The sequence below is a fragment of the Arachidicoccus terrestris genome (assembly GCF_020042345.1).
GTDB lineage: Bacteria > Bacteroidota > Bacteroidia > Chitinophagales > Chitinophagaceae > Arachidicoccus > Arachidicoccus terrestris.
On sequence record NZ_CP083387.1, the window covers coordinates 4,200,518 to 4,214,762 of the forward strand.

Genomic DNA, 14,245 nt, shown 5'->3' on the forward strand with positions numbered 1-14,245 from the left:
TCGCATGCTGCTCATAAAAAAGAAAACAATGAAAAATCAAGCATCCATCAAATATGCACCGGCCGCAGACAGCAGCAGTGCTCCACATCAGAAAAAAGAATTTACAATTTCTGTGTTTACGGAAAACCAGATCGGCCTGCTCAATCGCATTGCCATTATGTTTTCCAGGCGTAAGATTAATGTAGAAAGCCTGAATGTCTCTCCCACTGAGATTGAAGGTATCTCACGCTTTACCATTGTCATTACAGAAGTGGAGGACGTTGTCAGTAAACTCAACCGACAGATAGAAAAGCAGGTTGAGGTGCTTAAATCGTACTACAATGTCAATGAAGATATTGTCTGGCAGGAACTGGCCATGTATAAGGTTCCTACCAATGTGATCTCTGAAAAAGCTAAAGTAGAACGGCTGCTTCGTGAATACGGCGCACAGGCAGTTGCCATACGCAGCGACTATACGGTTTTTGAGACGGTTGGTCACCGGGAAGAAACCGAAGGCCTGCTGAATGCGTTGGCACCTTATGGCCTCATTGAGTTCGTGCGTAGCGCCCGGGTTGCCATTATTAAGGATAGTGAAGGATTCCATGCTAAATTAAAAGAATTTGAACAACACGAACCTTCTCAGGAAGTCATTGAGAATGAGTACCTGGATAAAAGAGATGACGTGTTCACCATGTAAAAAAATAAATCAGACCTATGCAAACAGATATAACACTTGCTTATCTACGGAAAACCAGACAGTTATTTCTCGGGATGATGGATGACCTTTCGTTAGGGCAGCTCAATCAGATTCCTGAAGGCTTTAATAACAATATTATCTGGAATCTGGGACATATAGCAGTAAGTACACCCGGACTTTGCTATATTCGCAGTCAGGTTAAGCCTGAGACGGAATTGCCGTTTCCTGGTCGTTTTGGAAAAGGGAGTCGTCCGGAAGTGGAAGCCACGGCTGAGGAGGTGGAGGAGATTAAAAAATTCTTGGTCAGCAGTCTGGATCAGATTGAGACTGATATCCATGCCGGCGTGTTTACAGAGCTGTTTCCATTCGCGACGGATACGTATCAGATTCCGATGGATAGTATTGAAAATACACTGAATTGCTGCCTGGCCCATGAAAATCTGCACCTGGGAATTGCTAAGGCGCAGAAGGCAGTGATATTAAATGCCGGGAAGGTTAAAAAAGAACAGAGCGAAAGCAAGATATCTTTAAATTAAACAATGTCGGACGTATAACCGCGTAAATAAAGGCTCCAATTAAGGGATGAGCCCAGTGACGGGTAAACAAAAATTTTTCGAAACAAAAATTAGATCAGAAAAAAACAAAAAACTAGAAACAATGGCAAAATTGAACTTTGGCGGTGTTGAAGAAAATGTGGTAACCCGCGAAGAATTTCCTCTGGCGAAAGCGCAAGAGGTGCTGAAAAATGAAACAGTAGCCGTTATCGGTTATGGAGTACAAGGTCCTGGCCAGGCACTGAATCAAAGAGATAATGGTATCAACGTAATCGTCGGTCAGAGAAAAGACTCTAAAAGCTGGGATAAAGCTGTGGCTGATGGATTTGTTCCTGGTGAGACCCTTTTTGATATTGAGACTGCACTCGAAAAAGGAACTATTATCTGTTATTTGTTAAGTGATGCTGCCCAGATCGAACTGTGGCCTACTGTAAAAAAACACCTGACTGCAGGCAAAGCCTTATATTTCTCTCACGGCTTTGGCATTACTTTCAATGAGCAGACCGGTATTGTTCCACCGGCTGATGTAGATGTATTTCTGGTAGCGCCTAAAGGATCCGGTACTTCACTGCGCCGTATGTTCCTGCAAGGCCGCGGATTGAACAGCTCCTATGCCATTTATCAGGACGCCACCGGTAAAGCCTATGAAAGAGTGATCGCATTGGGGATCGCAGTAGGAAGTGGATACTTGTTTGAAACAGATTTCAAAAAAGAAGTATTAAGCGATCTTACCGGAGAAAGAGGCACACTCATGGGCTGTATCCAGGGTATTTTTGCTGCACAGTATCAGGTACTGCGCGAAAAAGGCCATATGCCTTCGGAAGCCTTCAATGAAACTGTAGAAGAGTTAACGCAATCTCTGATGCCATTAGTCGCAGAAAACGGCATGGACTGGATGTATGCCAACTGTTCTACTACGGCTCAACGTGGTGCTTTGGATTGGTGGAAAAAGTTCCGCGATGCTACTTTGCCCGTATTCAATGATCTATATGAGAGCGTTGCAACTGGTAAAGAATCCCAGCGTTCTATTGATTCCAACAGTCAGAAAGATTATCGTGAGAAACTGGATGCAGAATTAAAAGAACTGCGTGAAAGTGAATTATGGCAGGCTGGTAAGACCGTAAGAAGTCTGAGGCCTGAAAATAACTAATGGCTAATTAATAGTTTATCATAGAAAGGCTGCCCGACAGATCAAATATTATATTGATTTCAATGACGGCAGCCTTTTTTGATTATAAGAACTGGCAACACACTGAATGTATTATTGCCAGAACGAAAGCAGAAAGCCATACGACTATTTGCGATAAAAGAAGCAGAACATATTTAATGTAAAATATAATGCAAATTGATTTTGAAGGGGCAGCCGCCAGATTAAAGTCTGTTGTCAACAGAACGCCATTACAGCTAAATGAAGGTCTGTCCAAAATATATGATTGTCAGGTATATCTGAAAAGAGAAGATCTGCAAAGAGTACGTTCCTATAAGATTCGTGGTGCCTACAATATGATTAGCACGCTGCCCGAAGAAATACGAGCCCAGGGAGTGGTTTGCGCCAGTGCGGGTAACCATGCACAGGGCTTTGCTTTTAGCTGTAACACGCTAAAAATTAAAGGAGTGGTTTTTATGCCCAGCATCACTCCTAAACAAAAAATTACACAGACAAGAATGTTCGGCGGACCAGACCTTGAGATTATTCTTACAGGAGATACTTTTGATGACTGTGCCGCAGCCGCCAGAATATATACCCAGGAACATCATATGACCTTTATTCCGCCTTTTAATCATGAAAAAATCATTGAGGGTCAGGGAACAGTCGCTATAGAGATCCTGGAAGATCTCCAGGATATTGATTATGTATTTGTGCCTGTTGGCGGAGGCGGACTGGCAGGTGGTGTGGGGTTATATTTTAAAGAACATTCTCCGGAAACCAAAATCATTGGCGCTGAGCCTGAAGGAGCGGCTTCAATGACTGCTGCGCTTCAGGCAGGCGAACCCGTAACTCTGGATACAATTAACCGCTTTGTTGACGGTGCTGCTGTTAAGCGGATCGGTGATCTAAACCTGATAGCCTTTCAGGAGATTAAAGGAAAACCCACACTTGTGCCGGAAGGGAGGATCTGTTCTACCATTCTGGATCTTTACAACAGAGATGCGATTGTGGCTGAGCCAGCCGGTGCTTTATCGATCGCGGCGCTAGAAGATTTTAAAGAAGAAATTAAGGGCAAGAAAGTCGTATGTATTGTCAGTGGCAGTAACAATGATATCGATCGTATGCCGGAAATCAAAGAACTTTCTTTACAATATGAAGGCCTGAAGCATTATTTTCTGATAGGGTTCTCTCAGCGACCAGGTGCACTTAGAGAATTCCTGAATCTGGTGCTGGGCCCGACCGATGATATTGCCCGATTTGAGTATCTGCATAAGACCAATAAAGAGCACGGCACGGCACTTGTGGGCATTGAGCTATTGAATAAGGAAGATTATGTACCCCTTATCCAAAGAATGCAGGAACATAATATCAATTATACAGAGCTCAATAAGGATGATACGCTGTTTAACTTCCTGGTCTGATCATTTTGCATTTAGTCGTCACAAAAAAAGCGGATATGGAAAGCAAGAAAGTTGGGGAAACGGAAAAACAGAAGTTGGCCGCAGGGAAACTCTATAATGCGGGATTGGATCTCCAGTTACAATCTGAGCTCCTGCGGGCAAAGCAGCTTTGTTTTAATTATAATCAAACACCGCCGCTTGATAAAGAGAAACGGTTAAATATTCTGTATCAGTTGCTTGGCAAACTAGGTTCGGCCCCGGTAATCGAACAGCCTTTTTACTGTGATTACGGCTATAATATAGAGATTGGGGATTATTTTTACTCAAACGTGAACCTTGTCATACTGGACTGTGCAAAAGTCAGTTTTGGTGACCACGTATTTGTTGCCCCGAACTGCGGTTTTTATACAGCCGGCCACCCGTTGGACAAACTGCAGCGGAACAGCGGGCTGGAATTCGGACACCCCATCCGTGTTGGTAATGACGTCTGGATCGGCGCGCAAGTGGCTGTATTGCCCGGAGTCACCATCGGTGATGGTGCAGTGATCGGCGCCGGCAGCGTCATCACCAAAGATATTCCATCTGGAGTGCTGGCCGCTGGCAACCCATGTAGGGTAATTAGAGAGATCACCTCCGATGATAAGGAGAAGTATAGGAATTGAGAAACATTGCATGTAGATCGGTAATGCAAAAAAAGAGGAAGCCTCGCTCCAGGGCGCCCTCTTTTTAACCTCATTGTAAAAAATACTATAAACCTCGTAAGCCGGATTCTGTTTCTACACTATCATTTATCTGCCCAAAGCATTACTGCTTTGGTGTAGCTGTCTACCCCATCGGGTTGCCTCGTTACAAAAACAAGGCATCGAACGGGCCGCTCTCAACCCCGACTATATGTGACATTGCAGCGCTTAAGGCTTACCCCGCAGGGCTATTACTAACCCTGCCCGTACGCTCTTACCATACGTTTTCACCCTTACCTGAATCCAGGCGGTTATTTTCTGTGGTGCTGGCTGTGATCAGTTTACTGACCCCCGGCATTTCACCGGTAAGCTGCCCTATGCTGTCCGGACTTTCCTCGACATGTAAATCATGCCGCGATAGCGCGGGTTTATAGCATTGCAAAGGTAGGATCTTTTAGCCGGCTTATTGTGCAGCCGGTTATATTATTTGTGCGGCGCATTCTTTAAAAAGCGGGCCCTGACAGAAGCTGCCTCCTTATCCGACATCTGCGAGGTCTTTTTTAATACGCTGATAAAATAATCGACTTCCGATGGTTGTGCGGGACATCCCATGTTTTGCCCATTGGCTTTATTATTCGGATCATCCGTGTGGAATTTGGAGTCTGCCAGAAGCTTGCCGTCGGGGGAAAAGATCAGCCAGTAAGGAATACCTGACTCTCCACCACCATATTCTTCCAGCATTTTCTGGGCGCCCGGATTTTCCAGGGCAACATTGGCGCCGTTCTCCATAACTGTCAGATGTTCAATAACAAAGTTTTTATCAAAATAATCCTTACAGCCTGGGTCTTGAATAGAAGCATCCATTTTTTTACACCAGCCACACCAGGAGGCATGGAAAATGACCAGGACATTCTTGTTTTCAGCTGCGGCTCTGGCTTTCGCTGCTGTCATAATTTCATCGGCGGAAGCAGGGGCGGCAGCTTTGGATTGCTGTGCCTGGCTTTTACCGGAGGTGCCAACAAAAAATAATGCCATTAGTAGAGAAAGGGTCCAATTCCCAATCAATGCGTACTTTTTCATCATGGGTCTGTTTTTAGTTATTACTTGCTTTAGTCGTTAAAATTAGGACTATTTTTTTATTTGGAGTTATCTAGGCAAATTCAAGCACCGTGATTTCGGGGAGAATACCTACTCTGCCGGGGTAGCCCAAAAATCCATAGCCTCGATTGACATAAAGGTATTGATCACCTTCCTGATAAAGGCCTGCCCATTGTTTATACATATACTGAATGGGGCTCCATTTTAAATGTGGAAGTTCTACGCCAAACTGCATACCATGGGTGTGTCCAGCCAACATCAAGTCTATTCGTCCATACTTTGGCCGGACTTCTGCATCCCAATGGCTCGGGTCATGACTCATCAGTATTTTAAAGGGGATATCTTCTGTACCCCTATAGGCAAGATCCAACCGGCCGTATTTAGGAAAATGTCCCTTAGCTCCCCAGTTTTCAATGCCGATCAATGCCAGCTTTTGGCCGTCTTTTTCAAAGATCTTATTTTCATTCATCATCAGCCGCCAACCCATATGGGCATGGACTTGCTTCAGATCTTCAAGATTAGCTGCTTTTTCCGCCGCAGAATCCCAATGGGCATAATCACCGTAATCATGATTGCCCAGTGTACTATATACGCCCATAGGTGCCTTCAGCCGGCTAAACAGATCCTTATAGTTATCCATCTCCGTAGCCTTGTCGTTGACCAGATCTCCTGTAAAGAGGATCATGTCCGGTTTTTCGCGGAGCACCATTTCCACTCCGCGTGAAACAGCCGGTTTATTCGCAAAGCTGCCGCTGTGGATATCACTTAGCTGAATGATCTTGAGACCTTTAAATGCTTCGGGAAAATTTTTAAAGCGAAGTCTGACCCGTCTGACCCGGTAATTATACTTATTGGTCATACCATACATAAAGACGCCCAGAAAGCCACCGCCCAAGACCATCCCCAGCCAGACCAGAAAGGTTGAGCGCGGGATTTTTTCCTGTAATTCTCTGGCTGCTTCTGATTTAGCAGGTGCGAGCCGGCGAACCGTCCAAAACAACCCCCGACGGGTTTCGTCGATAAGTAAAATGACCAGGGTCAGCAGCTTTGCAACCAGAATACCAACAAGAACGGTAATCAGGTAACGCCGAATGGTTTCTTCTACCGCTCCCAGAAAAAACAGACTGACAATACTTAGAAAACTAATACCCCAATGAATGGAAAATATGGTAAGCCGCGTTTTTGGGCCATAGTTCTGCGTAATAAAACGTAATACAAAATACAGATAGGTGTCAACTAATATGATAAGAAGGGCCAGGATTATCCTGACATGTAAAAATCTATACATTTTGCGCATTTAAAAAGGGTATATTTCCCTTGTTGGTCTATCAAATTTAATGGCTTAAGCGCAGAAAAGGCAAGTTTGAAATGTTATAATCCTTCTTTTCGGTAAATGTTCTGTGAAACATTGTGAAACATTCGGCGAAATCACCTACAAAAATTATATTTGCTAACCTGAGTGATCAGATAATCAGTAAAATTCAATCATATGCAACTCACCTATTATGGCCACGCCAGTTTTTCAGTGGTAATTAATAATAAACATATTCTTTTTGATCCTTATATTACAGGAAACCCCGCTGCTAAGGGTATAAATCCGGATGATTTGAAGGCAGATTATATTCTGGTGACCCATGGTCACGGAGATCATGTTTCTGACCTCATTGCGATTGCCAAAAGAACCGGCGCGAAGGTTATTGCCGGGGCAGAAATCGCGGATTGGTTGAATGCCAAAGGAATAGAAAATGTACATCCCTTAAATCAAGGCGGTTTTGTTGATTTTGAGTTTGGGGAACTCAGAGCAGTGAACGCCATCCATTCTTCCGGGTTGCCAGACGGAACTTACGGGGGGAATCCCTTAGGTTTTGTCATTAACACGCCAGAGGGCAATTTTTATGCAGCGGGCGATACCGCCCTTACGATGGATATGCAGCTTATCCCTTACTGGTCTACGCTTGATTTTGCATTACTGCCTATTGGCAGCAACTACACGATGAGTGCAGCCGATGCGGTGATCGCCGCTGATTTTATTAAATGTAACAAAATAGTGGGCATCCATTATAATACATTTGATATCATTAAAATAGACGCTGCCGCCGCCAAGGCTTTATTCGAGAAAGCGGGCAAAACCCTGTTGTTACCCGAGGCAGGGACAACAATTGACATTTAGACTGTTCCACGAAGCTGGATTGCCACGTGGAACACCCAATTTTACTTATTAAAATCATCAAATAGATTCTTTAACTTCCCGATTGAAATACTATCTTTGAACGGATAAATTTATTTTTATAATATATGGCAAGAATCATTGGCGTAGCCAATCAAAAAGGCGGTGTGGGGAAAACCACCACCGCTATAAACCTAGCAGCCAGCTTTGCTGTGCTGGAATTCAAGACATTATTAATTGATGCGGACCCTCAGGCTAATAGTACAACTGGTATTGGCTTTGATTTACATAATATTACCACCAGTCTGTATGACGTGATGGTAAATGAGACGCCAGCCAGCGAGGTAATCCTCAAAAGCGATGTTCCTTTTTTGGATCTGATCCCCTCTCATATCGATCTGGTTGGCGCAGAAATCGAGATGATCAACTCACCTAACAGGGAGAATGTGCTTAAAAAGGTATTGGAACCCGTGGCCGATGATTATGATTTTATCATTATTGACTGTTCACCTTCTCTGGGCCTGATTACTGTAAATTCTCTGGTGGCCGCTAACAGTGTAGTAGTGCCGGTTCAGTGTGAGTTCTTTGCCCTGGAAGGCTTAGGTAAGCTTCTGAATACCATTAAGATCGTACAGAACCGGCTGAATCCTGATCTTGAAATCGAGGGTATTCTGATGACCATGTATGATGGAAGACTCCGGCTCAGCAATCAGGTGGTCAGTGAAGTGCGCAGGCATTTTGATGAATTGGTGTTTGATACGATCATTCATAGAAATACGAGGTTGAGCGAAGCACCCAGCTTCGGTAAGCCGGTCGTATTATATGATTCTGACTCTAAGGGGGCCATTAATTACCTGAATCTGGCCAAAGAGGTATTGCAGAAAAACAACATGACCAAAATACCCCAAAAGAAAAAGATTATTAAATAAGGTATGGGCTTAGATCAGCAGTTCTGCAGCACCGGACCGCCATCGGCGGTTTTGCTGTAAGATAACCTGGAAAGCACCTGAAAACGGAACATAACAACTATTATTAGGTATGGCAACATCGAAATCAAAAACAGGTCTAAACTTGAATACAAATACAAAAACTAAGCCCAAACAGGGAAAAGAGGCTTTGGGTAAGGGTATTCGTTCTTTGCTGGATAATATTCATGCGGACCTCAAGACAACTTCTGGTAACCTAAATCCTAAGGTGGTGGAAGAAGCCACCACCTCGCTCAGAATTCCTGTAGGGGAAATCGAAGTCAATCCCAGGAACCCCAGAAATGATTTCGATGAAAAGGCGCTTCAGGAATTGGCTGCCTCTATTACCATTCATGATATCATTCAGCCGTTAACTGTCAGCAAGTTGTCTTCCGGTAAATACAGGTTGATTGCAGGAGAAAGAAGGTTCAGAGCGGCCAAGATCGCCGGTCTTAAAGATGTGCCGGTCTATATCAGAAATGCCGATGACGGAGAAATTCTTGAATTGGCGCTTTTGGAAAACCTGCAGCGTGAAGATCTTAACGCTATTGAAATTAGCCTGAGCTATCAGCGTATGATGGATGAGTTGGGCTATACACAGGAACAGGTTGCCGAACGTATGGGTAAAGAAAGAAGTACAGTCGCTAACTACATTCGTCTACTGAAATTACCGCCTGATGTACAGCTAGCCGTTAGGTTTGGAATCATCAGCATGGGACATGCACGTGCGCTGATCAGCCTTGATCTGGTAGACAAGCAACTCTATGCTTTTAAAGAAATTAAAGAAAAAGGACTGAGCGTACGGCAAACTGAAGCATTGGTCCGGCAGATGCAAAATGAAGGTAGCGGTATAGATAAGCCGAAGGCGTCTGCGACCAGCAGCCTGCCTCCTGCCTATAAAAAGATACAGGACCAGCTGGCTTCTCATTTTGGAACCAAAGTAAAGCTGGCGCATAGTAAAAAAGGCAATGGCAGTATACTTATTGAATATTATTCTTTGCAGGAATTGAACAAACTACTAGACACGATGAATGTTCAAGTGGGATAAAGATTTGTGATGCAGCAAAATTCACCATTTTACTTTTTTCATACACCGGGGCATACACCGGCCGTAGTTAAGGAGAAGCCAGGAACAGAGGTAAATACGAGATTCATACTCCTGATTTTTCTTATTGCCACATATTTCACGTTTGGTTTTATTATAAGTGCCTGCGCGCAGGCGGTAGACACTGCTGCAAACAAAAGCGTCGTTGATACGTTCCCAAAAAATAAGAATGAAGCATTGCCTGTAACAACAGCACCGGCATCTGCTGCACCGTCAACAACGCCATTATCATCTGTAATACAAGATACTGCCAGGGTAGATACTTCGGGTGTAAAACCGGACAGTACCTTACAGCAAGCACTGAAGCCGTTTTCCTTGAGACTCCCCGGAAGTAAAGAGCATACACCTAAAGGCGCTACGATCCGGTCCCTGATTTTACCGGGATGGGGGCAGGCATATAACCATGAATATTGGAAAGTGCCGCTGGCGGTGGCTGCGGTTGGGATTCCGATCTATCTTTTTATAGACAATAGTAAAGAATATAACGCGGCCAGGCAGGCCTATAGCGTGGTGTTTGAGGAAATGCCTGTCGTTTCAGGTGGTAAAGGGAAATTGGACCCCACTAAATTTGCACAAATCGATCAGAAATTCCAGGATGCCTATAACCGGTATAAGGAAGTAGGGGGAAACTACGTTACCAATTTTCTTTCTACTGTTCAGAACTACAGAAATACTTTTCGCCAATATCGGGACTACTCTATCGTTGCTGCAGTGCTTGGCTGGGGATTACAGATCGCAGATGCGACCGTCTTTGGGCATTTGCATGGGTTTGATGTAAGTGATGACCTTAGCATGAAAGTGCGTCCGGTGTATTTTCAGTATGCGAGAATACCGGGTATTGGTTTGAGTTTTTCTTTTAAGTAGAAAATTTAGATTAGCAAAGGCTCTTAGGTATCCTATAAACAAAAAAAATTAAGCGCTCATGAAAATTGCATTAATCGGATATGGTAAAATGGGACATGCCATTGAAGAGATCGCGGTGGCAAAAGGCCATGAAATTGTACTTAAAATCAATATTGATAATACGGAAGAGTTTACATCTCAATCAATCAAACAGGCAGATGTAGCCATTGAATTTACCGGCCCGGATACAGCCCTTGGCAATATTTTGAAGTGTATTGAAAACGGCGTGCCGGTCGTCTCCGGCTCTACCGGCTGGCTGGATAAATGGTCCGAAGTGGAAGGAGCTGTTAAGGAAAATGAGGCCGCATTCTTATATAGCAGCAATTATTCTATCGGCGTAAACCTGTTTTTTGAAGTCAATAAGTATTTGGCGCGCCTGATGAAAGATTACCCCGACTATGATGTAGAAATGGAAGAAATCCATCATACACAGAAAAAAGATGCGCCTTCTGGTACAGCCATCAGCCTGGCCGAGCAAATACTGGAAAACCTGCCTCGTAAAAAAGGCTGGATCAATGAAGCTGCTCATAATGCAGAAGAACTCGCTATTATCTCTAAAAGAATCGATCCGGCTCCCGGTACTCATGTTGTTACGTATAAAAGCGATATCGATGATATAGAGATCAAGCACACGGCACATAACCGTAAAGGATTTGCCTCCGGCGCCGTTGTTGCCGCAGAATTCCTGGAAAACAGAAAAGGCATTTATTCCATGCGGGACGTACTGTTTGGCGGTTAACAGTAAACGAATCAAGTCATCATCATTAAACAAAATATCTAAAACGCAAATCAATTATCATGATTTCCCCAGAACTCTTGGAGGCCTTCACCGGTATTGTCGGAGCAGATAATGTCCTGACAGATGAAGAGTCAAGATCCAATTACGGCCATGACGAGACAGAAAGATTACTATATCTTCCCTGGGTCGTTTTAAAACCTGAGACGACTGATCAGATCAGTCAGATCATGCGACTCTGTAATACGCATACAATACCTGTTACTCCAAGAGGTGGTGGAACAGGTCTGAGTGGCGGGGCGCTGCCAAATCTGGGCGGTGTTTTGCTGTCTACAGAAAGACTCAATAAGATCCTCTCCATTGACGAACGCAATCTGCAGGTGACTACGGAACCGGGCGTCATAACTGAAGTCCTGCAATCGGCTGTAAAGGAAAAGAACCTGTTCTACCCCCCTGATCCCAGTAGTAAAGGCTCCTGTTTCATAGGTGGGAATATTGCTGAAAACAGTGGCGGTCCCAAAGCCGTTAAATACGGCGTTGTAAAAGATTACGTGCTCAATCTGGAAGTGGTACTCCCTTCAGGTGAAGTGATCTGGACCGGATCCAATGTATTGAAAAACTCTACCGGTTATAACCTGACGCAATTGATGGTCGGCAGTGAAGGGACACTGGGTATTGTGACCAAGATCGTTTTAAAATTGATTCCGCTTCCAAAATATGATTTGCTAATGCTCGCCCCTTTTGCCAGCGTCGAAAAGGCCAGCGAGGCAGTGAGCGCCATTTTCAGAGCCGGATTTACCCCAAGCGCATTAGAGCTCGTAGAAATCAATGCGCTTAAGATCGTCAGCGAAATGGTGGATAGTCATAGCCTGCCGGTATCCGATGACATTGAAGCACATCTGATCATAGAGGTGGATGGCAACAATATGGACGTACTAATGCAGGAAATGGAAGAGATATCCGTGTTGTTAGCGGATTTTGACGCGGGAGAGATCTTTTTTGCAGAAGATGCACAACAGAAAGAAGAACTCTGGAAGTTACGTCGCAGGGTGGCTGAAGCGGTGAAAATGCAGGGCTATACTATTGAAGAAGATACTGTGGTGCCACGGGCAGAACTGCCAAAGTTGATTAAAGGTGTAAAAGCACTTGGTAAGCAGCATGATTTTAAAGTGGTTTGCTATGGACATTCTGGAGATGGCAATCTGCATATCCGTATTAATAAAGAAGGCCAGCCCAATAGTTTTGAAAATCCGGAAATGACTGCGGTTTTAGAAGATTTATTTAAGCTGGTACATAAACTGGGCGGTACCATCAGCGGAGAACACGGCATTGGCCTGATCCAGAAAAAATATATGCCGATCGTCTTTAATGATGCTCAGCTGAATTTGATGCGAGGTATAAAAAAGGCATTTGATCCAAATAATATTCTCAATGCGGGTAAAATCTTTGATCTTTGATCAAGGGTTTTACCCGCTACACGCAAAAGTTGAACTGAATATGAAACAAAATAGCAGAAGATTCTTCAAGAAAGCATCACTGTTCTTGATGGCCGCTCTCGCTCTCATAGGTTTGAGTGTGAATTATACCTATGCCCAGTATCAAAATGACAACGGGTATGATAGTGGGAATGATTACGAAGTGCAGTCGCCGGTCCGCGGGCAAAGGCAGCAGAAATTTCGGCATTATTTTGTCGGGGGTAACTTCCTGGCTTCCTTTGGCGATGGTGGCGGCGCCTTCGGCCTCAACCCGTCTATTGGTTATTCCCTGAATCAGTATGTAGACGTGGGGGTAGGCTTTAACGCGGTCTATAACTATAATAAGGATTACTATTATGGCGGTAAATGGCGCACCTGGAATCTGGGTATAGCTCCTTTTGCCAGGGTATATCCTGTGGATTTTCTGTTTTTTGAAGCGTCTTTTGAAGAGAATTTTATTAGCTCCAGATATATCGACAAGGAAGGTGTAAAGAGCGACCGACAGAATGCCTCTGCGCCGAGCCTGATCGGTTCTATCGGGTATGTGCAGAGAATTTACGGGCAATCCAGCTTCTTTTTTAGCGTGGGTATGGATTTCTTAAATAATAAGAACTCTCCTTATCGCGAAAATTATTATGATGGAGGCGGTACACTACGCTCCCGTCCTACGGCAATTATCAGGACCGGGTTTAATATTAATCTTTGGTAAGCATATTCAGGCGTCTAATTTCACACAAGAACATGGTCGTCTAGCTGATATATTTCTTTCAGATTCCTTCCCAAACCATCATAATCCAGACCATACCCCACAACAAACTTATTAGGGATTGAAAAGCAGAGATAGTCGATCTTGACAGGATGTGTTGTTGCTTCCGGTTTATTCAACAGGGCTGCCAGTTTAATGGATGCAGGACTCTGGTGTTCCAATTGCGGTAAAAAGCTGCTCAGTGTTTTGCCGGTGTCTACAATATCTTCAATAATAATGACGTGCCTGCCATTGATATCCGTATCCAGTCCGATGGCGGTCAATACATTACCCGTTGATTTGGTGCCTGAGTATGATGCCAGCTTAATAAAGGAAATCTCTGCATCGATGGTTAATTCTTTGAACAGGTCACTGGCAAACATAAAGGCTCCGTTCAGAATAGCTATAAATAATGGCTTTTTATCTGCGTAATCCTTAGAGATGCCTGCTGCCATTACTTTTATCTTCTCCTTGATTTGTGCTTCCGAAAGGTAAGGGATGAAACTTTTATCGTGTATCTGAACCATAATCTGTGTCTATCGTTTAATTAAATTGACTATCGCTGTACTTAATGGACAAACCATACAGCGC

At 44.0% G+C, this 14,245-nt stretch carries 15 protein-coding genes and 1 other RNA gene; 12 read left to right on the top strand and 4 right to left on the bottom strand.

The window, feature by feature from the left end; translation table 11 throughout:
* Positions 1-28: 28 nt before the first annotated feature.
* The 5 genes from ilvN to K9M52_RS16350 all read left to right on the top strand — a co-directional run bounded on the left by ilvN (position 29) and on the right by K9M52_RS16350 (position 4,442).
* Positions 29-676 (top strand): acetolactate synthase small subunit, encoded by a 648-nt coding sequence (gene ilvN, locus K9M52_RS16330; RefSeq protein WP_224069504.1) that lies wholly within the window; start codon positions 29-31, stop codon positions 674-676.
* 17 nt (positions 677-693) lie between these two features.
* On the top strand, positions 694-1,212 hold the full coding sequence (locus K9M52_RS16335) for a DinB family protein (RefSeq protein ID WP_224069505.1): 519 nt from the start codon (positions 694-696) through the stop codon (positions 1,210-1,212).
* 121 nt (positions 1,213-1,333) lie between these two features.
* The gene (gene ilvC / locus K9M52_RS16340) at positions 1,334-2,380 is read left to right on the top strand and encodes a ketol-acid reductoisomerase (protein ID WP_224069506.1); all 1,047 of its coding nucleotides are present in this window, start codon (positions 1,334-1,336) and stop codon (positions 2,378-2,380) included.
* A gap of 188 nt (positions 2,381-2,568) precedes the next feature.
* A complete protein-coding gene (ilvA, locus tag K9M52_RS16345; protein ID WP_224069507.1) occupies positions 2,569-3,801 on the top strand; it encodes a threonine ammonia-lyase IlvA in 1,233 nt (410 codons plus the stop codon).
* Between the two features lie 35 nt (positions 3,802-3,836).
* Entirely contained in the window at positions 3,837-4,442 is a 606-nt protein-coding gene (locus K9M52_RS16350) for a sugar O-acetyltransferase (RefSeq protein WP_224069508.1), read from the top strand.
* Positions 4,443-4,523: 81 nt separating this feature from the next.
* Here K9M52_RS16350 and rnpB read toward each other — a convergent pair.
* The 3 genes from rnpB to K9M52_RS16365 all read right to left on the bottom strand — a co-directional run bounded on the left by rnpB (position 4,524) and on the right by K9M52_RS16365 (position 6,846).
* Positions 4,524-4,894, bottom strand: an RNA gene (rnpB, locus tag K9M52_RS16355) — RNase P RNA component class A.
* A 49-nt stretch (positions 4,895-4,943) separates the two neighbouring features.
* Complete coding sequence (locus K9M52_RS16360) at positions 4,944-5,543, bottom strand: thioredoxin family protein (RefSeq protein ID WP_224069509.1); 600 nt, start codon at positions 5,541-5,543, stop codon at positions 4,944-4,946.
* A gap of 67 nt (positions 5,544-5,610) precedes the next feature.
* The gene (locus K9M52_RS16365; RefSeq protein ID WP_224069510.1) at positions 5,611-6,846 is read right to left on the bottom strand and encodes a metallophosphoesterase; all 1,236 of its coding nucleotides are present in this window, start codon (positions 6,844-6,846) and stop codon (positions 5,611-5,613) included.
* Positions 6,847-7,047: 201 nt separating this feature from the next.
* Between K9M52_RS16365 and K9M52_RS16370 the strand changes: the two genes are divergently transcribed.
* From K9M52_RS16370 to K9M52_RS16400, 7 genes are all read left to right on the top strand, one after another.
* Positions 7,048-7,728: a metal-dependent hydrolase gene (locus K9M52_RS16370; RefSeq protein WP_224069511.1), complete on the top strand. Its 681-nt coding sequence runs from the start codon at positions 7,048-7,050 to the stop codon at positions 7,726-7,728.
* A 125-nt stretch (positions 7,729-7,853) separates the two neighbouring features.
* Positions 7,854-8,654, top strand: coding sequence for a ParA family protein (locus tag K9M52_RS16375; RefSeq protein ID WP_224069512.1), 801 nt, complete (start codon positions 7,854-7,856; stop codon positions 8,652-8,654).
* A gap of 142 nt (positions 8,655-8,796) precedes the next feature.
* Positions 8,797-9,738 carry a ParB/RepB/Spo0J family partition protein gene (locus K9M52_RS16380; RefSeq protein ID WP_224069513.1) on the top strand — a complete coding sequence of 314 codons (942 nt, stop codon included), beginning with the start codon at positions 8,797-8,799 and terminating at the stop codon, positions 9,736-9,738.
* Positions 9,739-9,747: 9 nt separating this feature from the next.
* Positions 9,748-10,659, top strand: a complete 912-nt coding sequence (locus K9M52_RS16385) for a DUF5683 domain-containing protein (protein ID WP_224069514.1) — start codon at positions 9,748-9,750, stop codon at positions 10,657-10,659.
* A 58-nt stretch (positions 10,660-10,717) separates the two neighbouring features.
* A complete protein-coding gene (dapB, locus tag K9M52_RS16390; RefSeq protein WP_224069515.1) occupies positions 10,718-11,437 on the top strand; it encodes a 4-hydroxy-tetrahydrodipicolinate reductase in 720 nt (239 codons plus the stop codon).
* 59 nt (positions 11,438-11,496) lie between these two features.
* Positions 11,497-12,891, top strand: coding sequence for an FAD-binding oxidoreductase (locus tag K9M52_RS16395; protein WP_224069516.1), 1,395 nt, complete (start codon positions 11,497-11,499; stop codon positions 12,889-12,891).
* A 40-nt stretch (positions 12,892-12,931) separates the two neighbouring features.
* Positions 12,932-13,618, top strand: a complete 687-nt coding sequence (locus K9M52_RS16400; protein ID WP_224069517.1) for a hypothetical protein — start codon at positions 12,932-12,934, stop codon at positions 13,616-13,618.
* A 20-nt stretch (positions 13,619-13,638) separates the two neighbouring features.
* Here the strand turns inward: K9M52_RS16400 and hpt are convergent, their stop codons facing one another.
* Positions 13,639-14,181 carry a hypoxanthine phosphoribosyltransferase gene (hpt, locus tag K9M52_RS16405; RefSeq protein WP_224069518.1) on the bottom strand — a complete coding sequence of 181 codons (543 nt, stop codon included), beginning with the start codon at positions 14,179-14,181 and terminating at the stop codon, positions 13,639-13,641.
* Positions 14,182-14,245 lie beyond the last annotated feature (64 nt).